Origin of the sequence: Reichenbachiella sp. (assembly GCF_965223055.1) — a bacterium.
Lineage (GTDB): Bacteria > Bacteroidota > Bacteroidia > Cytophagales > Cyclobacteriaceae > Reichenbachiella.
In genome coordinates this window covers 298,665-320,553 of record NZ_CBDCVM010000012.1, presented here as the reverse complement: position 1 = coordinate 320,553, position 21,889 = coordinate 298,665, and the positions used below count along the sequence as shown (strand labels likewise).

Annotated in this window: 23 protein-coding genes; 16 read left to right on the top strand and 7 right to left on the bottom strand. The window is 39.6% G+C overall.

The window, feature by feature from the left end; all coding sequences use genetic code 11:
• Window positions 1–54: 54 nt before the first annotated feature.
• Window positions 55–768, top strand: a complete 714-nt coding sequence (locus ACOQO5_RS16680) for a YebC/PmpR family DNA-binding transcriptional regulator (protein ID WP_420582828.1) — start codon at window positions 55–57, stop codon at window positions 766–768.
• A 1-nt stretch (window position 769) separates the two neighbouring features.
• Here ACOQO5_RS16680 and ACOQO5_RS16675 read toward each other — a convergent pair whose 3' ends face one another.
• The gene (locus ACOQO5_RS16675) at window positions 770–2,206 is read right to left on the bottom strand and encodes a PAS domain-containing sensor histidine kinase (RefSeq protein WP_420582827.1); all 1,437 of its coding nucleotides are present in this window, start codon (window positions 2,204–2,206) and stop codon (window positions 770–772) included.
• A gap of 61 nt (window positions 2,207–2,267) precedes the next feature.
• Window positions 2,268–2,888, bottom strand: a complete 621-nt coding sequence (locus ACOQO5_RS16670; protein WP_420582826.1) for a uridine kinase family protein — start codon at window positions 2,886–2,888, stop codon at window positions 2,268–2,270.
• 128 nt (window positions 2,889–3,016) lie between these two features.
• Here ACOQO5_RS16670 and ACOQO5_RS16665 point away from each other — a divergent pair, with 128 nt between their 5' ends.
• The 6 genes from ACOQO5_RS16665 (at window position 3,017) to ACOQO5_RS16640 (ending at window position 7,726) form a co-directional block, all read left to right on the top strand.
• Window positions 3,017–3,298 carry a hypothetical protein gene (locus ACOQO5_RS16665; RefSeq protein WP_420582825.1) on the top strand — a complete coding sequence of 94 codons (282 nt, stop codon included), beginning with the start codon at window positions 3,017–3,019 and terminating at the stop codon, window positions 3,296–3,298.
• A gap of 168 nt (window positions 3,299–3,466) precedes the next feature.
• A complete protein-coding gene (locus ACOQO5_RS16660) occupies window positions 3,467–5,344 on the top strand; it encodes an ABC-F family ATP-binding cassette domain-containing protein (RefSeq protein WP_420582824.1) in 1,878 nt (625 codons plus the stop codon).
• Between the two features lie 93 nt (window positions 5,345–5,437).
• On the top strand, window positions 5,438–6,676 hold the full coding sequence (locus tag ACOQO5_RS16655; protein WP_420582823.1) for a dipeptidase: 1,239 nt from the start codon (window positions 5,438–5,440) through the stop codon (window positions 6,674–6,676).
• A 111-nt stretch (window positions 6,677–6,787) separates the two neighbouring features.
• Window positions 6,788–7,009, top strand: a complete 222-nt coding sequence (locus ACOQO5_RS16650) for a hypothetical protein (RefSeq protein WP_420582822.1) — start codon at window positions 6,788–6,790, stop codon at window positions 7,007–7,009.
• A 256-nt stretch (window positions 7,010–7,265) separates the two neighbouring features.
• Entirely contained in the window at window positions 7,266–7,466 is a 201-nt protein-coding gene (locus ACOQO5_RS16645) for a hypothetical protein (protein WP_420582821.1), read from the top strand.
• 74 nt (window positions 7,467–7,540) lie between these two features.
• On the top strand, window positions 7,541–7,726 hold the full coding sequence (locus ACOQO5_RS16640; RefSeq protein WP_420582820.1) for a PspC domain-containing protein: 186 nt from the start codon (window positions 7,541–7,543) through the stop codon (window positions 7,724–7,726).
• An 87-nt stretch (window positions 7,727–7,813) separates the two neighbouring features.
• Here ACOQO5_RS16640 and ACOQO5_RS16635 read toward each other — a convergent pair whose 3' ends face one another.
• Both ACOQO5_RS16635 and nqrF read right to left on the bottom strand, forming a co-directional pair.
• A complete protein-coding gene (locus tag ACOQO5_RS16635) occupies window positions 7,814–8,968 on the bottom strand; it encodes a formimidoylglutamase (protein ID WP_420582819.1) in 1,155 nt (384 codons plus the stop codon).
• A 114-nt stretch (window positions 8,969–9,082) separates the two neighbouring features.
• Complete coding sequence (gene nqrF / locus ACOQO5_RS16630; RefSeq protein ID WP_420582818.1) at window positions 9,083–10,387, bottom strand: NADH:ubiquinone reductase (Na(+)-transporting) subunit F; 1,305 nt, start codon at window positions 10,385–10,387, stop codon at window positions 9,083–9,085.
• A gap of 216 nt (window positions 10,388–10,603) precedes the next feature.
• Between nqrF and ACOQO5_RS16625 the strand changes: the two genes are divergently transcribed.
• The 5 genes from ACOQO5_RS16625 to ACOQO5_RS16605 all read left to right on the top strand — a co-directional run bounded on the left by ACOQO5_RS16625 (window position 10,604) and on the right by ACOQO5_RS16605 (window position 13,694).
• Window positions 10,604–11,020 carry a VOC family protein gene (locus ACOQO5_RS16625; RefSeq protein WP_420582817.1) on the top strand — a complete coding sequence of 139 codons (417 nt, stop codon included), beginning with the start codon at window positions 10,604–10,606 and terminating at the stop codon, window positions 11,018–11,020.
• 31 nt (window positions 11,021–11,051) lie between these two features.
• A complete protein-coding gene (locus tag ACOQO5_RS16620; RefSeq protein WP_420582816.1) occupies window positions 11,052–11,462 on the top strand; it encodes a hypothetical protein in 411 nt (136 codons plus the stop codon).
• On the top strand, window positions 11,446–12,234 hold the full coding sequence (modA, locus tag ACOQO5_RS16615) for a molybdate ABC transporter substrate-binding protein (protein WP_420582815.1): 789 nt from the start codon (window positions 11,446–11,448) through the stop codon (window positions 12,232–12,234). Before ACOQO5_RS16620 ends, modA begins: the two co-directional genes overlap by 17 nt.
• 186 nt (window positions 12,235–12,420) lie before the next feature.
• The gene (locus ACOQO5_RS16610) at window positions 12,421–12,900 is read left to right on the top strand and encodes a molybdate ABC transporter permease subunit (protein ID WP_420583433.1); all 480 of its coding nucleotides are present in this window, start codon (window positions 12,421–12,423) and stop codon (window positions 12,898–12,900) included.
• A complete protein-coding gene (locus tag ACOQO5_RS16605; protein ID WP_420582814.1) occupies window positions 12,897–13,694 on the top strand; it encodes an ABC transporter ATP-binding protein in 798 nt (265 codons plus the stop codon). The genes ACOQO5_RS16610 and ACOQO5_RS16605 overlap by 4 nt, the downstream gene beginning before the upstream one ends.
• On the opposite strand, the gene ACOQO5_RS16600 is transcribed toward ACOQO5_RS16605, so the two are convergent.
• From ACOQO5_RS16600 to ACOQO5_RS16590, 3 genes are read right to left on the bottom strand one after another with little or no spacing between them, the layout of a single operon-like run.
• A complete protein-coding gene (locus ACOQO5_RS16600; protein WP_420582813.1) occupies window positions 13,691–14,665 on the bottom strand; it encodes a radical SAM protein in 975 nt (324 codons plus the stop codon). The two genes, ACOQO5_RS16605 and ACOQO5_RS16600, sit on opposite strands and share 4 nt — an antisense overlap.
• 9 nt (window positions 14,666–14,674) lie before the next feature.
• Window positions 14,675–14,953, bottom strand: coding sequence for a type II toxin-antitoxin system RelE/ParE family toxin (locus ACOQO5_RS16595; RefSeq protein WP_420582812.1), 279 nt, complete (start codon window positions 14,951–14,953; stop codon window positions 14,675–14,677).
• Window positions 14,938–15,237 carry a hypothetical protein gene (locus ACOQO5_RS16590; protein WP_420582811.1) on the bottom strand — a complete coding sequence of 100 codons (300 nt, stop codon included), beginning with the start codon at window positions 15,235–15,237 and terminating at the stop codon, window positions 14,938–14,940. The genes ACOQO5_RS16595 and ACOQO5_RS16590 overlap by 16 nt, the downstream gene beginning before the upstream one ends.
• A 129-nt stretch (window positions 15,238–15,366) precedes the next feature.
• On the opposite strand from ACOQO5_RS16590, the gene pyrF reads away from it, so the two are divergent.
• From pyrF to ACOQO5_RS16570, 4 genes are all read left to right on the top strand, one after another.
• Complete coding sequence (pyrF, locus tag ACOQO5_RS16585) at window positions 15,367–16,179, top strand: orotidine-5'-phosphate decarboxylase (protein WP_420582810.1); 813 nt, start codon at window positions 15,367–15,369, stop codon at window positions 16,177–16,179.
• 106 nt (window positions 16,180–16,285) lie between these two features.
• On the top strand, window positions 16,286–17,650 hold the full coding sequence (locus tag ACOQO5_RS16580) for a dipeptidase (RefSeq protein WP_420582809.1): 1,365 nt from the start codon (window positions 16,286–16,288) through the stop codon (window positions 17,648–17,650).
• 142 nt (window positions 17,651–17,792) lie between these two features.
• Window positions 17,793–18,935 (top strand): THUMP domain-containing class I SAM-dependent RNA methyltransferase, encoded by a 1,143-nt coding sequence (locus tag ACOQO5_RS16575; protein ID WP_420582808.1) that lies wholly within the window; start codon window positions 17,793–17,795, stop codon window positions 18,933–18,935.
• Between the two features lie 224 nt (window positions 18,936–19,159).
• Window positions 19,160–21,886 (top strand): hypothetical protein, encoded by a 2,727-nt coding sequence (locus ACOQO5_RS16570; protein ID WP_420582807.1) that lies wholly within the window; start codon window positions 19,160–19,162, stop codon window positions 21,884–21,886.
• The last annotated feature ends 3 nt before the right edge of the window (window positions 21,887–21,889 follow it).

The window sequence follows — 21,889 nt, the reverse complement described above, 5'->3', positions numbered from 1 at the left end:
TGTGATAGAGCAAGGCCTTTTTATATATTTGCAAACGATATAAAATAGATCGCCATGGGAAGAGCATTTGAATTTAGAAAAGCACGTAAAATGAAACGTTGGGGAGCAATGTCTCGAACGTTTACTAGAATTGGAAAGGAAATTGTTATTGCAGTTAAAGCAGGCGGTCCTGACCCAAACACTAATTCTCGTTTGCGTGCAGTCATGCAAAATGCCAAATCCGCCAACATGCCTAAAGATAATATTGAACGCGCGATCAAACGTGCTTCAGATAAGGCTCAAGGTGATTTTAAAGAAACCCTCTTTGAAGGTTATGCACCACACGGCATTGCGGTACTGGTAGAAACTGCCACGGACAATAACAATCGAACAGTGGCCAATGTAAGAAGCTACTTTACGAAGTGTGATGGGAATTTGGGTACATCAGGTTCTGTAGAATTTATGTTTGAGCATCAATGCAATTTTCGATTGAACAAAGAAACTTTAGCTATGGATGCTGAAGAATTGGAATTGGAATTGATTGACTTTGGAGCTGAAGAAGTTTTTGATGATGAAGACGGCATGATGGTCTATGGTGGATTCGCAGACTTCGGTTCATTACAGAAATATTTCGAAGAGAATAATATCGAAATCTTATCTTCAGGTTTTGAGAGAATCCCAACTACAACCAAGGAACTCAGTGAAGAGCAGCAAGAAGATGTAAATAAGCTTTTAGAAAAGCTCGAAGAAGATGACGATGTACAAAATGTCTTTCATACCATGGCTTAGATTAAATGCCTATGGGGAGAGTGAATTCAAAAATAGAACCTTTGCCTTCTTCACTTTTGACATTGAACTTTCCCTTATTCAGTTTGATAAACTCTTTAGATAGCACCAATCCTAAACCTGTGCCCTTTTCATGTTTAGTTCCTAAAGTAGATTTCAAAGAGTTTTTTTGAAGAATAGATTCTATCTGATCTTGAGACATCCCGATACCGGTGTCTTTGATTTGAACAACTACTGCCTCACCATTTGGTATCGCATCGAGACTAATCGTTCCTCCTTCGCTAGTGTATTTAATTGCATTGTTGAATAAATTGGCCACGACGCTGTTAAAGATGGACTTGTCGGCATGAACAACTATATCCGGGTTGATTTCTACTTTAACTCTTAATTTTTTCAAATTAGCATTGATTTGATAGGCTTCAATAGCTGAGTGTACTAAGTCTCTCAATGGATAATTTTCAGGGTTTAATTCTATGACTCCTCGTTGAGATAAGGCCCAGTTTAGCAAGTTATCCAATAACCGATAGACACTTAAAGAAGAGTTGGCGAGCAAATTGAGTGCATTCTGGTGTACTTCTATATCACCTTTTTGCATTTTGAGCAACTTGGTAAGCTGAAGGATATTTGCAATAGGCCCTCGGAGATCATGAGCAATTACCGAGAATAGTTTATCTCTTGATTGCAAGGCATTTTTTAGTTCTACTTCAGAAGCTTTCAGCGCAGTAATATCTCTGGTAAAACATGCCACACCTACGGTTTTACCTTCAACCAAAACGGGATTATAGGATATAGAAATATGCGTGGGTGGTTCTTCAAATTCATGTGTTTCTACTATCTCAAATTTTTCTCCCCCTAATGAGCGGTCATATCTCTCCTTCCAAATCGTGCGGTGGGGCTCTGGTAAGTAATCAATAATTACATCTCCCAATTTTAGATTAGTCCTAAATACTCTATCAAACTCACGCTTGAAAATAGAATTCATAGTAACAATCGCATATTGGTCACTTACAGACCAAATACTATCCGTAGTATTTTCTATTTGCGCAAATAGATTTGCTTCACTTTCCTGAACACGGATTTCTGCTCGCTTACCTGCAGATATATCCTTGGAAGAACAAGCTACACAGAGTATCTCTCCATCTTGTAGAACCGGGTTAAAAGAGACTTCTACATACTCAGGCACACCTTCAATTTCAAACCGATCGACAACAGTAAACTTTTCACCTCTGAGTGCCTTTTGATATCGATCAAACCAAATGGAATATATTGGTTCGGAAACGTTGTGTAGGATATTCATCCCAATTTCTAACTTATATCCAAAAGCACGCAGATAGTCATCGGCCATATTCTGATTGACGTATGTACAGACCAATTCAGAATCATAAGACCACAATCTATCATTGGTGTTTTCAAGTTGGGCTATTAAGTATTTCTGATGCATTACCGGAGATTCTTATTAAAAGTTAAGCATTTTCTGTAAGAATCAGAATGAGAAGGAAGGGTTAACTGATTTTACCTCTTAAAAAGCCTACAAGAACACCTAATCCATTCTTCAAAGAGTCGTTGTTGTTTGGGATAATTATATCTGCATCTTGCTTAAAAGGTTTGATATACTTCTTATAAGTAGGCATTACATGCTTATCAAACCGATACAATACGTCATCCAAGTCATAGCCCCTTTCTTTGGCGTCCCTCAATATCCTTCGTTTCAGCATTAAAAAATCTTTAGCATCCACGAATACTTTCAGATCCAATGAGGCGACGACTTCTTTGAGGTAAAATACAAAAATACCTTCCACTACTATGATAGCTGAAGGCTTAAAAGTGAGCATTTTAGGTTCTACTTTGGGGTTGTTAAAAGTATACTCCTGACGCGTAACGGTTTCCCCTCGCTTCAACTTAGCCACATCTTCAGCAAAGGCCTGTTGGTCGATGGATTCAGGCTTGTCAAAATTCTTAACACCATTTTTATCTACTGGCTGCTCATGTCTTGGTCGATAATAATTGTCTTGAGAAACAATACAAAGTTCATCTTCATTGAAAGATTTTTTCAATTCATTCAGTAATAATGTTTTTCCTGAAGCGCTACCGCCTGTAATCCCAACAATATAGGGTGTAGTCATGAGTATAAATATTAATCTTAATTTAAAAATATATGCAATTTTAGACAAAAAATAAGTTCACGAGATGGAAAACTAAAGTATCGATATTCAGTATATTTAGCTACTTTTAGTTTTAAACAATTACTACCATGAGCACAGATCATCAAGGACAAGTAGAAAATATCTTAAAAGAATTAGGAAAGCGAATAGATGAGTTGATTGTAGAAGCCAAAGGAGCTAAAGATGACATTCGCGATGAAGTGGAAGGCAAAATCAAAGAACTAAAAAAGAAAAAATTTAAGTTAGATGATGAATACCAATCTTTTAAAGACAAAAACGAAGGAAAATGGGATGAAATAAAGACACACCTTGTTGCAGCCGCTGATGAAATCAAAAGAGCAGCTGAGGCCGCATTCAAGAGCAATAAATGAGATATTCCTTTCATGTATTTCTTGAATTTTATGTTTGATTAATTATAACACTGATTATAGATTCATAAAATATTTTAAAAAGTTAAATCAATCAGTCACTTCCATTTTCATTCCTCTTCTTTGAATAATATAGCTTCTATATTTGCATCTGCATTTTAAAAAAAGCATATGCCTCCTATTGCACTTTCTGTTGAAAAGCTCACCAAAAGCTTCAACGACAAACAACTTTTTGAAAACATTACATTCGGTATAGAGCAAGGTCAAAAAGTAGCTCTTGTAGGTGTGAATGGCTGTGGCAAATCCACACTTCTAAATATTGTAGCCAAACAGATGAACCCAGACGAAGGAGTGGTCTCCTTTGCTAGAGATCTGAAAGTATCTATTTTGGATCAGGCGCCAGATTTGAGTGCTTTTCACACCGTGCTTGATTCTATTACTGGTGGAGATCACCCGGAAGCCAAAGTGCTCAACGAATATTGGAAGCTCATAGAAAAACCAGACCCATCTGACAAAGATCAGGAGCGTATGCAGGGCCTGATAGAAAAAATCGACAGCCTCAACGCCTGGGACTATGAACATCGACTAAAAGAAGTACTGGGCAAACTAGGTATCAACGACCTCAATCAATCCATCAAAGATATGTCCGGGGGTCAACAGAAAAGAATTGCTTTAGCCAAAGCCCTGCTCGACGAACCAGATTTTCTGATTTTGGACGAACCAACCAACCACCTAGATCTGGACATTATCGAATGGATGGAGGAATATCTATCGTCTCAAAATCTAGCGATTCTTATGGTGACTCACGACCGCTACTTTCTCGACAAGGTCTGCAATCAGATATTAGAAATTGATCAAGGCCAAATCTTCAAATACAATGGCAACTATAGCCAGTTTTTGGAAAAGAAATCTGAGCGGGAAGAATGGCAACAGCAAGCCAAAGACAAAGCAAAAAACTTACTGTCAAAAGAACTCGAATGGATGCGCCGACAACCCAAGGCGCGAGGTACAAAGGCAAAATACCGCATTGATGCATTCTACGAAACAAAAGAAAAAGCCAATGTAGATCTTCGAAAATCGGAGATGGAAATCAAAATCAGCGGCAAACGTCAAGGCAAGAAAATACTCGAACTAGATAAAGTCTCCAAGTCCTTTGGTGAAAAGACCATTTTTTCTGGGTTTTCTCACATTTTCACTAGAGGAGAAAAGGTGGGCGTAGTCGGAAAAAATGGCACTGGAAAATCCACTTTTTTAAACGTACTGACTGGAACATTAGAAGCCGATTCGGGAACAATTGATAAGGGACTTAATACTTCCTTTGGTTACTACACCCAAGACACCATCCAGGAAGATGGCGGTAAAACAGTCATCGAAGCCATTCAAGAAATAGCTGAAGTCATTACCTTGGAAGATGGCAGCACGGTGACAGCCTCACAGTTGCTCAATCAATTTTTGTTTCCTCCGAAATCGCAGTACTCGCACATTTCGAAATTAAGCGGCGGTGAGAAAAGAAGATTACAACTACTTAAAGTACTCATGGCCAATCCCAATTTTCTGATTCTCGATGAGCCTACGAATGATTTAGATATTGTAACGCTCAATATCCTCGAAGACTATCTGCAGAATTTTGGAGGATGCCTCCTTATTGTTTCTCACGACAGATACTTTATGGACAAGTTGGTGGATCACCTATTTGTATTGGATGAAAGCACATCCATACGCGATTTTCATGGAAATTACACAGATTTTCGCCTCGAACCTACACGGCCAAAGGCTACATCCAAATCGGCCACATCCTCTCCAAAAGAGGAGCCAAAACAAAAATCTGAAACCAAGAGAAAGTTGAGCTATAAGGAAAAGCAGGAATTCGAGTCCATCGAAAAAGAAATGCCAAAACTCGAAGCGAGAAAAGAAGAATTGGCTGGACTACTAAACTCTGGTGAAACCGACCATATTCAACTCACCGAATGGTCAAGTGAAGTAGAGCAGATCGTAGAAAAGCTAGATGAGATGGAAATGCGCTGGTTGGAATTGTCGGAATTGGGTTAAACCGATCATTGGAATCATAGACCGCTAAACAAGTATTTTTTCTTTCTTCTCATTATTTATCTAATTTCCAGCTCGAAAATTAAACGTCAAACTATGAGAAAATTACTAGTTGCCACCCTCCTTTCCTCTGCTACACTATTTAGTTGTAACAAAACACAGGAAAAAGCGCCTGAAGAACCAGCGCTGGATATCAAAACGCAGGCCGAAGAACTGGCAAAAAAATTCATCATTACTGATGGTCACATTGATCTGCCATATAAGCTGGCTGAAGAAGGCTATATGGCCATCGGAGAAATCCCAAATTTGTCTGGAGAAATAGATGGCAATTTTGATTTTGCAAAAGCGTCACAAGGTGGATTAAATGTTCCGTTCATGTCCATTTACATTCCTGCATCACTACAGAAATACGCAGGAGCCTCCAAAGCATTGGCAGATTCATTGATCACAATGGTTGAGCAGATCACCACCACGTATCCGGACCACTTTGCATTAGCAGGCAGTCCTGCAGAAGCACAGCAAAATTTTGAAAAAGGCTTGATCTCTTTACCCATGGGGATGGAAAATGGCTCCGGCATCGAAGACAACATAGAAAACGTGAAATATTTCTTCGATCGAGGGATCAGATACGTGACATTGACGCATTCTAAAAACAATTTGATTTGTGATTCTTCTTATGACCCATCAAGAAAATGGAATGGATTGAGTCCATTCGGAAGAGAAGTAGTCAAAGAGATGAATGCGCAAGGCATCATGGTAGACATTGCACATGTATCAGATAGCACTTTCTACCAAGTAATGGAAATGACGGATGTACCTTGCATAGCTTCTCATTCTTCTGTGAGAAAATTCACACCAGGATTTGAAAGAAACATGAGCGATGAAATGATCAAACTCCTGGCTCAAAACAAGGGTGTCATTCAAATCAATTTTGGTTCTACATTCTTATCACAAAAGTCACGTCAATTGTATGATACTGCCAAAATTGCGCTTAAGGAGTTCAAGATGCAAAATCCAAATGCCAGTGATTCGGCCATCACAGCCTTTAGTAATCAATGGCTTATTGACAATGATTTCTTTGCCGATGTAAAGGATGCTGCCGATCATATAGACCATGTAGTTAATCTAGTAGGCGTTGATTATGTAGGACTTGGGTCAGATTTCGATGGTGTGGGCAACTCATTACCTAATCGATTGAAAACTGCCGCTGATTATCCTAAGTTAATTGAAGAGTTGCTCAACAGAGGATATTCTGACGAAGACATTGAAAAAATCTGCTACAAGAATGTATTCCGGGTTTGGGATGCAGTATTGACAGCAGCAGGAAAAAATTAAGGTCAAAATAGCTTCCTGAATAACTTCAGGAAGCTATTTCATTCTTGCTAGAATGTATCAGATAAAAGCAGACACAAATCAAAATCTCTACTGCTTCATCTCGAAGGTTTTATGACCGATCAAGAATTGAAAGAAGCTGCTCAAATCTGCATTGATGAAATCAAAAAACTATCACCTGGCTTTGCTATCATTAATGACATTTCAAAACTAAAACCAGCATCACCACGAGGTGCTGCTGAGATCAAAAAATGTTCAGTTAATTGCTGCACAACACGGGGCAGCAAAGGTGATAAGAATTACACATCACATTATCACTCGATTACAGTTCAATAGAACTAGTGAAGAAGCAGGATACCAAGCCTTTGAAGTACAAAACATGTCAGAAGCCATGGAACTTCTGAAGGATTAATTAAACCGATCACATTTGAGTCAAAGAGTGTCCGTATTCGGGACACTCTTTTTCTATTTTAAAGCTCACGAAATTACTTCTCCCTGATTATCTGATAGTTACAAAAGTTGGCACAGCGATTGCCAAAATGTGAGTAAGGTCAAAAACTCAAACTTTACTCAAGAATTTAAACCTACTGTAATGAAGAAATTGAATGGCAGATATTCCAAAATACTCCTGATTTTATTGGGTGTGTTGGCGGCTATCGTGATTGGGTTTCAATCCAATGCAGTAGGTTTCGATTCTGAGGCTGATTTAGACCAGCAAGAGTCCCTAGAGCAGACCCCAATATTTGACCCTTCAAGTAAACTTCATATTAAACTGTTGAGTTTACTCAAGTAACAGTTTAAAATAATACTGAAGTATCTTTTTAGATTTTAAAAGCATTTTTAAATTACTAATCAAACACCAAGATTATGACTAGACGACTTACAAGATCATCAGACAAAATGCTAGCCGGCGTATGTGGCGGAATTGCTAACTACTTTGATTTAGACCCAACACTGGTCAGAATAGGCTATGTAGTACTTTCCATTTGTTCAGTTGGATTTCCAGGTATGCTCGTTTACTTGATACTTTGGTTAATCATGCCAGAGTATTAGTTATTAGTAAATAGGAACTTATTTAATAGTCACGAGGAGGTCATTCCAAATCACTGATAAATAGTAACTATTAATCAACCACCGTCCTTAAGTCATTTTTGAATAAGTATCGATCCAGCGTTCAGGCACTTCCCCTTTAGTCGCCAATTCGTAATCTGAATAATCACAAGGCACAATATAGTGCCGGTCATAGATGCCAATGTGTGTGGCATTGGGCACTTCCATCCACCATTTGTCCGACAATCTACTTTTGTAAAACACAATAGCCTCTGGTTCTGCATCCATGGCTACTACATATTTCATATAGTCATTGGTCTGAAAGCCCTTTTCGTCTTTTCTATTTTTAAACCCTTCTATGAAATACCAGAGCATTGTCGCTATAACCATAGCCGTAGGATTTTCTGCAGTTTCCTTTTCTGGATTGTATTCGTAGATACCGACAGAACTCAGTTTGTCGTTCATTCCGGCATACCACATGATTTGGCATGCTTCTTCACCCGTCAATCCAAATATCTCACTTCGGTTACCTCCAGGGCAATAGATTGACTGAAGGGCTGATAAGTCGAAACTCAACATATCTGCCTCCCGAATGAGGGGCTCCATTCTTTTGATATCATCTCTCAATGCACCTAATCGGATAGGGTTAAAACTTAGTTGCTGCAGCACTTTGGTAGCAGATGCATTCACCAAATAGGACTGATGCGCCAACTGACTATAGTTGAACAAAAAATTGGGTTCATGAGTAAAAATCCTATGCACATGGTTTTCATTGGGGTCAGATTCAGCTTTGTCATTTAAATCGAATCGAGAATCAACGTTCAGAATACTCACCATTTTTTCTTCTTCTTCATAGGCTAAGTACTGGCCTATATCCAAATCGTGTGACCCGCCTATGAGGATTGGCAAAATATCTTTAGACATGAGAAAATGACATACAGATTGAACCCGCTTATAAGTTTCATCCAAATCTGGACCATTTCTAAGATTGCCCAAATCCACCACATTGCAGGTGCCTTCCCCCTTCTTCAATCCATAGAGCTTCTCTCTAATGAGCTTGACTCCAGTTTCATTCAATGCGCTACTACCACGGGTTTCTAATAATCCAATAATCGCCACATCCATCAGATTGATGTCGGGTAATTTGTTTTCATTGAGATAAACAGATTGAATAAAAGAGTCAGGAGAAAATTTTCGATTGGATAGGCTTTGATCTACGGGATCGAAATAGAGCTTCAGGTCCATGCTTCAGGCATTGTTAAGGTGATGACTTTGTCAAAACTACATAAAAAAACCCTGACTCCCGATAGTAATCGGATGCCAGGGTTTTTGATTTTTTCCTATGACTTGGCTTACAAATTATCCACCAAAATCATCAAATGATACATTCTCATCAGGCACACCCCAATCGTCACACATCTTAAGAACCGCTTGGTTCATCATTGGAGGTCCACAGAAGTAGAATTCAATGTCTTCAGGAGACTCATGTGCTTTCAACTGATGGTTGATAACCGCGTCATGGACAAATCCTAAGAATCCATCGCCTTCTTTGTCATCTATAGATTTTTTCTCTGTCCAATTATCCTCTGGAAGAGGCTCTGACAATACTATTTCGAATTGGAAATTAGGGAACTCTTTTTCGATTTGTCTGAAGTCATCCTCGTAGAACAATTCTCTTTTAGACCTACCTCCATACCAGTAAGTCACTTTTCTTCCAGTCTTCAATGTGTGGAACAAGTGGAATAAGTGAGATCTCATTGGTGCCATACCTGCACCCCCACCTACATAGATCATTTCAGCTTCAGTCTCTTTGATGAAAAACTCACCATAAGGTCCTGAAATAGTTACTTTGTCACCAGGCTTTCTTGAAAATACATATGAAGAACAGATACCTGGATTTACATCCATCCATGCGTTCTTTGCTCTATCCCAAGGCGGAGTGGCGATACGAATCGTCAACATCACGATGTTTCCTTCTGCTGGGTGGTTTGCCATCGAGTAAGCTCTAAAGATCTCCTCATCATTTTTCATTTTCAAATCCCAAAGACCGAATTTATCCCAGTCTTCCTTGAATTTGTCTGGCCCTGCAGGATCGTTCGGATCAGGAGCAATATCTATGTCTTTGAAATCAACTTCCACTTTTGGTACATCGATTTGTATATATCCACCAGCTTCGAAGTCAAGGTTTTCACCCTCCGGCAATCTTACGATAAATGCTTTGATAAAAGTAGCTACGTTGTAGTTGGAGATGACTTCACATTCCCACTTTTTGATACCGAAGATTTCTTCTGGAATCTCGATGTCCATATCCTGCTTCACTTTTACCTGACAAGCTAGGCGAACGTTTTCTTTCTGCTCCGATCTACTCAAGTGACCAACCTCCGTAGGTAGCACGTCTCCACCACCATCAGTAACTGTACACTTACACATGGCGCAAGTACCACCTCCACCACAAGCAGAAGGTAAAAATATTTTTTGTGCACTCAAAGTAGTCAATAAGGTAGAACCAGCTGAGGCTACTACAGGATTCGCTGAATCACCATTGATTACGAGATTTACATCCCCTGACTGTACTAGTTTTGATTGTGCAAAAAGTAGAATAAATACCAATAGAAGGATTACGATTGTAAATGCTACTATTGATGTTAATATGATAAAGGACATCTTTCTTTAATTAAATTTTCTGTCTCCAATTTTCAGGCACAAATATAAAAGAATTAATAGTAAAAAATCCCTGTGCCCTACCCAATTAAATTAGGTCTTTACTGCTTTTATTTCAACTAAAAACGACTTTCGAGTCAAATCCTTGCAAATCATACTTTTGGGTGAACAGGGAAATTGTGCAAGGAAGTATATTTGACTAAATCAAATCCAATAAAAATGAAAAGAGTCACTGGAATTGGGGGTATATTCTACAAAAGTGAGGATCCCAAAAAAGCAAGAGATTGGTACAGCAAACATTTAGGATTGGTCACCAATCAGTATGGTTCATTATTCGAATTCCGACAAGGAGCCAACCCAGATCAAGTGGGCTACTTGCAATGGAGCCCAATGGAGGCAGACACCAATTATTATGCTCCTTCAAAAAATGAATTTATGATCAACTATCGTGTAGAAAATTTGGTCGAATTACTGAAGGTTCTTAAATATGAAGGTGTGGAGATCGTAGGAGAAATGGAAGAATATGATTACGGGAAGTTTGCTTGGATTTTGGACCCTGAAGGGCATAAAATTGAACTCTGGGAGCCGGTTGATTCCGTTTTCACAAAAGACAATGAAGGAAAAACAACTATGTAATTGTTAAATTGTAATTCTTAAACACACAATCATGAATCCTATACTCAAAAACATTTTAGCGCTAATTGCAGGAATAATAATAGGCAGCATAGTGAATATCGGTTTGATCATGCTAGGTCATACACTTGTTCCTCCTCCGGAAGGCATGAATCCTATGGACATGGAAAGTCTAAAAGAATTTATGCCCATGTTTACTCCTTCACATTTCGTAGCTCCATTTTTAGCTCATGCGTTTGGAACCCTGGTAGGCGCATTTGCAGCGGCAAAAATCGCCGCCAATCACCAACTAAAGTTTGCTCTAGGTATAGGGGTTTGGTTTTTATATGGCGGTATATCCATGATCATTGATTTTCCAAGTCCCTTGTGGTTCAATATACTGGATTTGGGGGCGGCCTATTTGCCAATGGCTTGGTTAGGATGGAAATTTGCAAAAGTCGAATAAAGCGGATTTTGAATGTCAAAAAATTTCACTCTTATTCCTACTTCTAGGAACCTTTTCTTGTATTTCTACTAATGAGTCCAAAGTAACTATTGCCGTAGCTGCCAACATGCAACATACGATGCAAAGTTTAATTGCTGAATTTGAATCCTCTCATGATATAAGGGTAGAAACATCAAGTAGTTCCTCTGGAATATTGACCACGCAGATCAAACAGGGGGCGCCTTTTGATATTTTTTTATCCGCAGATATGAATCACCCAAGTATGCTTCACAAAGAAGGTTTTGCCTCGGCTCCAGCAGTTTATGCAGAAGGAAAATTGATCTTTTGGACAATGAATAAGGAGTTAATTCTCGATTCTGGAATTGACATATTGATTCATCCTGAAATAAAAAAAATTGCGATAGCTAATGCCGAAACAGCTCCGTATGGTTTTGCAACAGCTGAAGCTTTAAAATCATCAGGCCTATTTCATCAATTAAAATCAAAGCTTATAATTGGAGAAAGCATCAGTCAAGTCAATCAGTATGTCCAGACTAAAAACGTAGACATTGGGCTTACGAGCCAGTCTGTGCTATATTCTCCTCACTTATCTGTTCATAGCAATTGGAAAGCACTGTCCGATACCCTTTATTCTCCTATTCGTCAGGGAATTGTATTATTGAATCATGGTAAAGAAAATAACCTTTCTAACTCAGAAGAGTTCTATAATTTCATGTTTTCAAATAGGGCTAAAGAAATTTTGTTGAACTATGGATATCAGGTCTCGAAATGATTGAGTGGGGCACATTATATATTACGCTCAAGCTTGCATTGATTACCACTTCACTGCTGCTTTTCATAGGTATTCCAATAGCCTATTGGTTGGCCTATGGTTCTTCTAGACTCAAATTTATTTTTGAAGCATTGATTGCCCTACCACTTGTGTTACCGCCATCTGTATTAGGTTTTTTATTTGTTGGTGGCATTTGGGGGACAAAGCGGATTAGGAAAATTCCTAGCTTCTACATTTGATCTTAGTATTGCATTTACTTTCACTGGTTTGGTGATTGGTTCTGTGATATACAGTTTGCCTTTTATGATTCAACCTATTCAGTCAGGTTTTCAGCAGTTGTCACCGTCGCTCAAAGAAGCCTCATACACTTTAGGAAAATCCAGGTGCCAGACTTTAACTATGGTACTTCTACCCAACATAAAGAATTCTTTATTGACTGGAATTGTCTTGAGTTTTGCTCATACGATCGGTGAGTTTGGAGTGGTATTAATGATCGGTGGAAACCTAGATGAAACCAGAGTGGCTTCGATAGCGATATATGACAGTGTAAATAAACTGGACTATGCGGCGGCGCACTCCTATTCACTTTTATTGCTATTATTCAGTTTCATTATTTTGACTTTAGTCTATTCATTCAACAAAAAAACCGTTACCTCTTTCCAATGATAGATTTCAGTCTACATAAGAAGTTTCATTCTTCGCAAAAAGAAGTCGACATTTCGGCAAGTGCTCAACTAGAAGAAGGGAAAATAACTGCTATCTATGGAAAATCAGGTGCGGGAAAAACCAGTATACTGAGAATGTTGGCTGGATTATTAAAACCAGATAAAGGGACAATTACAATTGGAAATGATTGCTGGTTCGACCATCAAAACAAGCTCAGTGTACCACCCAATAAGAGAAACATTGGAATGGTTTTTCAAGACTATGCACTCTTTCCCAATATGACGGTATTGAAAAATATTCAATATGGATTGAATGGAACCGGAGATAAAGAATTGGTTCAGCGTATCATTGAAATCTCAGATCTGGGTAATTTGCTGGATCGAATGCCTTCTCATCTTTCTGGTGGACAACAGCAGCGGGTGGCACTTGCCAGAGCCATCGTTAGGAAACCCAAATTACTACTGCTCGACGAACCACTTTCTGCCCTGGATACCAACATGCGCGTAAAACTTCAAGAGGAAATTTTAACCATGCAAGAATTAATACAAACGACCATTGTAATGGTCAGCCATCATTTACCCGAAGTCTTCAAATTAGCAGATCGTGTATTGGTCATGGAAGAGGGTCAATTCATACAGCGAGGGACTCCATCAGAAGTGTTTTTGGGTGAAAGTCATACGCAACTTTCTGGAGAATACCTGTCGAGCACCAAAAAAGATGGGCATACAATTTTGCAACTCATGGTGGATAAAAAAGTGGTTAGTGTCGAAATCCCTAATGAAACCCAGGGTTAAACAAGCAGCTCTTTCCAAGTTCCTTTCTCCCAATTGTATTTAACTGTGCTTGGCAGTGATTTCCAGAAATATTTGCTGGTTTCTACCGAAAAAGACGGCTGCATATAACAGTTGATCGTACAACCTTCACAGGCAGGGAGTTTACCTTCTGTCGCGATTTGATTTTGAACGGCTTGCGATTGGTACAACAACTCTAAGTTTCCTTCTATTGAAAAGGATTTTTCTCCTAAATGATAGCAGGGTAAAACCAATTCGTTTTCAGGGCTGATCACTAGTGTGGTACTAGCCGCTTTGCAGACCGGATCATGAATATGATTTCCTCCGTCCCGTCTCAATTCAATAAAAGCCTGATTGAGAAATATATTTTTCATTTTACCCCATTCTTCCAAATCGTCAAGGGTTTCCTCAGAAAGACTGTCTCCCACTTGATTGTACTCAAAGGCAGGATTGAGAATCAACACTAAATCATTGGGAAGACAAATTTTTTCGTAGACTGCTTGAATATCTTCTTTGTTTTCTTCGAAAACGGTGAATAGAATATCTGGTCTTTCTCCTATTGACTTCGCCAATTCTATTGACTCCATCACAAAATCGAAGCAAGCCACGCCACGCATCGTGTCATGCTTTTGTTTATCTGCAGTATCCAGGCTGAAGTGTAGCATATCGACATTTCCTTTTAAGCGTTCGGCAAACTTGGGATAGAGCAAAGCATTAGTGGTCAGTGTGGTAATGAAATTCATCTCTTTAGCAAGAGCCAAAAACTCATCAATTTGCTGATGCAGCAGCGGCTCCCCCCCAGTAAAATCGATTACTTTGACCCCGAGTTTTTTCAGTGCCAATAAGTTCTCACGGACATTGTCGAACGTCACGTATGGTGAGGGTTTTTCCCAAATATCACAAAAACCACACTTGGCATTGCAGCGATAAGTAACGTAATAATTGCACAGCACGGGATGCTTGATCAGTTTCATCCCTTGTGGCTATTTTTTGGTATTGTTTTCAAATATTCCCGTAATGGTCAATGAGGAATTTCGAATTTTATAGAACAGTGTACATTGACCACAAGTAGTTTCTCTCATACCTGAATAACTAGACTCTATCCCTGCAAAATTGTAATTAGAAAGAAATTTCACATTAGAACGGATAAGAAAAGCCAACTTTTTACACTCGTTTTTATGACCATCCCTTTTGAAATATTTTTCCAAAATTTTCTGTCTTTCTTCACGCGCAGTATTAGTCCAAATTACTTGCTTAGCCATTCGTCTTCTTCTACTTGGATCGCTTTTTCTGGAACTACTGTTTTACCTGCCATTTCAGCTTCGCTCAAAGCGAGCAATTTCTTCTGAGTTTCATTCAGTTTGACAGCTTTTGTTTCTTCTCTAACAATACCAGAGGCATCTACATTCTTTAAAAGTTGAGCCAACTCAAAATCGTCACGATCTTTCTCGCTGATTTTCTTTGCCTCTATATCTAAAGAATGCAAAAGCTCAAGTACATACTTAAGCTCCTTTTCTGTTGTGGGGCTAATGAGAATAGAATCCATTAAGTCAAAATTATGGATTTTTATTTGAACAAAACAGCCTATTGCCATCCATTCATTGAATCTTTAGATTTAGCCAAATCTCTAGAGTCTTCAAAAGGTTAATTCTTTCCTTTCACCTATTTTTGCGCCATGACAAAAGAGGCGCTCTTCGAACAAATCCAACAAAAGAAATCCTTTCTATGTGTGGGTTTAGATACTGATATAAAAAAAATACCTACGCATTTGCTTGACCAAGAAGACCCGATCTTCGAATTCAACAAGCAGATTATTGACGCAACGAAAGATTTTGCTGTTGCCTACAAACCCAACATTGCATTCTATGAAGCCATGGGAGCATCGGGCTGGGCTTCTTTAGAAAAAACGATAAACTACATTCCACAAGACATCTTTACTATAGCCGATGCCAAACGTGGAGATATAGGCAATACTTCTTCGCTATATGCCAGGGCATTTTTCGATAACATGAATTTTGACTCGGTCACTGTAGCTCCTTACATGGGATCGGATTCGGTGAAGCCATTTCTTGAATTTAAGGATAAATGGGTGATTCTTTTAGGCGTAACCTCAAACGAAGGCGGAAAAGATTTTCAATTTTTGGAATCTGAAGGCAAACCCTTGTATCAACATGTGATGGAATCTTCTTCACAATGGGGTTCCGACCAAAACATGATGTATGTAGTTGGCGCCACTAGACCAGAATATTTGCAAGACATCAGAAAAATCATCCCAGACCATTTTCTACTCGTACCTGGCGTAGGTGCGCAAGGCGGTGACCTCGAAGCTGTATGCAAAAATGGAATGAATGATCAATGCGGACTTTTGATCAACTCCACCAGAGGGATTATTTATGCCTCATCGGGCGAAGATTTTGCTGGAGCAGCGCATATAGAAGCTAAAAAATTACAAGCCGAAATGGCACCGTTTGTTGAAAGTTTAAAGTAGAGAGTCAAAAGTGCTGCTCGGCAGTTTAATCAAGACTTTATAACTTTCAACTTTAAGAACTTTAGACATTTAACATCAAAGACATTACAACTCATAAACCCGCAATATGAAATCCATAGACTATATATCAGAAAACAAGCAGAGATTCCTAGATGAGCTATTCGACTTGCTCCGAATCCCATCAGTTAGTGCTGACTCTAAATTTGACGGTGATGTACGTAAAGCCGCTGAATTTATCAAAGCCAAATTCGAATCCGCAGGCGTGGACAAAGCAGAAATCTGCGAGACCAAAGGACACCCAGTAGTATACGCGGAGAAAATCATAGATGTCAATTTGCCTACAGTATTGGTATATGGTCACTACGACGTGCAACCAGCAGACCCATACGAACTTTGGGACTCGCCTCCATTCGAGCCGGTGATCAAAAATGATAAGATCTATGCACGTGGTGCCTGTGACGACAAAGGCCAGATGTATATGCATGTAAAAGCATTCGAGGCCTTGATGGCTAATGACGAATTACCTTGCAACGTCAAGTTCATGATTGAAGGTGAAGAAGAAGTGGGCTCAGAAAACCTGGGTGTATTCGTAAAAGAAAACAAAGAAAAGCTCAAGGCCGATGTGATCGTAATCTCAGACACTGGCATCATCAGCAACGACTGTCCTTCGATGACGGTTGGTCTACGTGGACTCAGCTACCTGGAAGTAGAAGTCGTTGGGCCAAATCGAGACCTTCATTCTGGCATGTACGGTGGGGCTGTGGGCAACCCAATCAATACGCTTTGTGATATGATCTCCTCCTTGATCGATGACAAAGGACACATCACCATACCAGGATTCTACGATAAAGTACTGGAGCTTACCCAAGCAGAAAGAGAAGCTATGGCTAAGGCACCATTTGACCTCGAAGAATACAAAAGAGAATTAGACATTGCCGATGTAAAGGGAGAAGATGGATTTACCACACTCGAAAGAATCGGTATTCGTCCTACACTTGATGTTAATGGCATCTGGGGCGGATATACTGGCGAAGGTGCCAAAACAGTACTACCATCAAAAGCCTATGCCAAAATCTCTACTAGATTAGTTCCAAATCAAAATAGCGATGAGATTACCGAATTAGTTAAAAGCCATATCGAAAGTATTGCGCCAGCTCACGTGAAAGTAAAAGTGACACCTCATCATGGAGGAGAAGCTGCCGTGATCCCTACTGATTCTGATGGTTTCAGAGCAGCCAGCAAGGCCTTCAAAGAAGCTTGGGGCAAAGAGCCTATTCCTATGCGCGATGGTGGCAGTATTCCAATTGTAGCGCTATTTCAGGATGTGCTAGGACTTGATTCTGTCATGCTTGGTTTTGGTCTGGACGAAGACGCCATTCACTCGCCCAACGAAAGCTATGGTGTTTTCAACTATATGAAGGGCATTGAGACCATTACCTGGTTTTATAAATATTTTGCTGAAACTAAATAATAAAATAGTTTCAAAAGTGGCGTCATTGCGAGCGGAGTACGGCAATCTCGACATCGGGTACGTTCTCGAGTTTAAGATCACTTCGTTTCACTCGTGATGACGGTTTTTATGCTTTTGAAACAATTACATAAAAAAATGAATTGTGCGTAGATCCAAACTAGTCATCAACTGTCAACCCTCTCTCTCTCCATTTCTCAAGAAAGAAGTGCAGGGATTGGGATATAGAATACTTAAAGCTGAGAAAAATGGCGTGACTGTAGAAGGTGGCTGGAAGGAAGTAATGCACCTCAACTTGAATCTTCGAACGGCCTCTCGCGTGCTTTGGTTGATCAAATCCTTTGAAGCCAATCACCCAGACAAGATGTATGAAGAAGCCAAGAAAATTCCTTGGCATAAACTGTTGCCTGAGGGCACTAAAATATCTGTGCAATCGTATGTGAAAAACGACTACATCCGTGATGGGAGGTTCGCCAATTTGAAGTTGAAAGATGCAATCGTAGATAGAATGCAGGAAGAAACCGGAGTTCGTCCCGACTCAGGCAATGAGAAGGATCAAACGGTCGTTTATCTATTTTGGCATTTGAACAAAGTCCATATCTACTTCGACACTTCTGGAGAGACAATTACCAAACACGGGTATAGAAAACTGCCATTCAAAGCACCGATGTTAGAATCTCTAGCCTCTGCTTGTTTGATATCTGCCGGTTGGAATGATAAAAAAGGAGCCTTTATCAACCCCATGTGTGGTAGTGGTACTTTAGCCATAGAAGCTGCCTTAATGGCGGCAGGCATTCCTCCAGGGTTGCATAGAAAGAATTTTGGCTTCATGCATATCAATGGATACGACTCTTCGCTATGGAAAGAAACATTGGCAAAAGCCGAATACAGAGACCGAATAAAGTCAAGCATCATCGCTACTGACTGGAATGGAGATGCCATAGAAGCAGCTCGAGCCAATGCCCGTACTGCTGGCGTAGAGAAAATGATCGACTTTGATAAAGTTTCGTTCGAGAAGACCTTTGTTCCTTCTGGGCCGGGCATCGTGATGCTCAACCCTGAATATGGGGAAAGACTCGGCGAGGAGTCCATGCTCAAATCTGTCTATAAAGACATCGGCGACTTCTTCAAACAATCTTGTGGTGGCAAGATGGGCTACATTTTTACTGGTAATTCAAACCTTGCCAAGTCTATTGGGTTACGTACAAAATCTCGTACAGAATTTATGAATGCAAGGATCGAATGTCGACTGCTGGAATATGAGCTGTATGCGGGGAGTAGGAGATAGTTCCCTTCGTCATTACCCTGCGTAACGTCAGGAGCGTCAGGGTAATCTGCCCATACAAAGCTCTGCAATTTCAAAACTCCAGCACTTACCGAACTAGGTCACCGGATCCCGATAACTATCGAGACCGAGCAATGACTTTTACGATTCATGAATATTCAATAATTGCCTCCTCCTCCCCTTGCATTCTCCCTCTCCTATCCATAATTTGCATCAAAAGCACTAGTTTGAAAAAAGTACTAATTGTTATCGTTATTGGAGTCCTTCTGGCTGGAGCCGGATGGGGAGGTTTCTACCTCTGGAAGCAAAGTAGAATCACCATTTGGTCCTTTGTACCTGACAACTCCATCCTTGTCTTTGAACCTAACGATTTCACCTATCTATGGCGCCCGGATGACACCCGAAAAATTATCAAAAACCTTAAATCACTGCCTGAGTTAGACTCTGTTCAACAAGTGATCAGTCAACTCGACTCTGCGACCAATCATCAATTTTCTAAAGTCGTAGATCAGGGGCATCTGCTCATATCTTTTCATCAAAACACCAATGAGTCGCTGGCCGCGCTATATATTTTGGAAGTTCAAGAACTTCAACAGCACAGCTTACTGAGTGATCTGCAAGAATACCTCAAGGATAGTCTCAACTTTGAGAAAAGTGAAAGAGTTTATCAGGATTACGTCATTACAGAATTCAAAAATAAGAAAACCACACTTACCTATATTTTTCATAAAAACTACTTGATTGCCAGCTTGTCTCCCTTTTTGGTTGAAGATGCTATTCGCATGATTACAGATAGCAAAGTCAATACTTATCAGGAAACCGAACTACGAGTAGCTCAAGTGGCGCAGGGTAATTCTGGCGCAGGTCGGTGCTACATCAACACCAATTATCTGAACAAGTTAGCTGGCATTTTTGCCAATCCAGTTGAAATCGATACATCGCCCATGAAATGGTTGACTCATCTCATGTATCTAGATTTAAACATCGACAATGACAAAATAGATCTTTCGGGATTTGCTGTAAATGACACTTCTAAAATCAACTACCTGTCTGCGTTTGATGGTATTCGTGGTGTAGGGTTTGATATGAAAAATATCGTTCCTGCCAGCACTTCTTATGTACTACACGCTTCTGTAGAGGATGTAAGCCAATGGCACATCGGCTTAAAAAATTATTGGCGAAAACATGAACCTTCGCAACTGACCCAAATTGGAGAGCTTGAAAATAGATTCGATTTCAATATTCGGGATTTTTACGAATTCATGGGCAACGAAGTGGGGTACTTTGTATTGGAGTCCAGCCGATCTTTCAACTCAGATTTGATATTCTGTATCGAACATAAAAGTCAGGAACTAGCCACGCAATTTTTTGAATCATTAGCTCAAAAAGCCAACACAGACTCTACATTATATCTGGAAAATTATGCTGAAAGGCAAATCAAACATATCAATATTGATGAGATTCCTGCCCGACTGTTTGGATCTATGTATAACGGATTCCCGTCAGTGTATTACTTCGTGGATGGCAGCTATGTGTATTTTGGCAACAGTCAGCAAGTGCTGGAAATATTGATTGACGACATTGATCAGGAAAATACATGGAGACGATCTGTACGGACCAATGCATTCTTAGAATCTACACATGAAGACGCCAATTTTAGCATGTTCGTCAAGTCTAGAGGAGCTATCAATAAAGTGGGCAAAGTGCTCAATGACAACTGGGCCAAATACCTGGAAAACAACAAACCTATTCTGTCGCAGATCGAATATGGAGCGGTTCAATTCACCCATGTGGATGGAGAATACTATACGAGTTTGCTACTTCAACATCCAGGAGAATTGGTTAAACAGGTCAAACCACAATCATTTGAGGTTCAAAATCAACAAGGCTTTGCGAACAACTTAATTTCCAAACCATTTGCAGTTCGTAATCACAACGACCGTACCCTGGAAATGATGGTACAAGATGAAGCATTCACCCTTCATCTCTTAGATGCCAATCTTAAACCTACGCTTCAGATTCCCCTAGAAGGCCAGTTGAAAAGTAAAATTTATCAAGTAGACTACTACAAAAATGGTAAACTCCAATATCTGTTTGCTCTGAACAAAACCATTCATATGATCGATCGCAATGGCACCTACATTCCTGGGTACCCTTTCAAACTTAAATCTGAAAACCTCATCAATGAATTGTCTTTAATTGACTACGATAAATCAAGAAACTATCGGATCATGATTGCGGATAGCAAAGGCAATTACTATCTATACAACAAGGCTGGTAAATTGCTCGACGGTTGGAATCCAAAGAAAATGGGTAGTAGTCCGGCGACATTAGGCAGACATGTACGTGTACAGAAAAACGACTATATGCTCTTGGTTCAGAAAAATGGCATTTTCCAAAATCTCAATCGTAGAGGAGAAACCAGAGACGGCTTCCCCATTGATCTGAAAGGAAATATCTCACAGGACTATTTTATCAGCAAAGGCAGCAAGCCAGCCAATACAGAAATTTCTGCTTTGACTGACTTTGGCGAATTGGTGTCTTTCAATTTGGCCGGGGTGGTAACGAACCGAGGACAATTGGTGAGAGAGAATGAAGAAGTTACTTTTCACTTAGTGAATTCTGGTACGCAAAAAGAATTCATTGTCATTAAGAAAAATGCGACTGAGCTCACCATATTTAACGAAGCGCTTGTTGAACAATTCAAAGTGGAATCAAAAGCTGAACAAATAGTTTTGCAATATTATTACTTTGGTGTTGACAATCAGTTGATCATTCTCATCGACCAAGAAAGAAGACAAGGGTTTATCTATAATCAGGATGGAAGGTTATTGCATGATAATCCATTAAATGTCGGTCATGAGTTAGCAATTCTTTATCAAGAAAGCAAAGGTCAATTTGACCTATATTGCAGTACAGGCAATCAATTAAACCTTGTCTCCCTGAAAAAATAAACT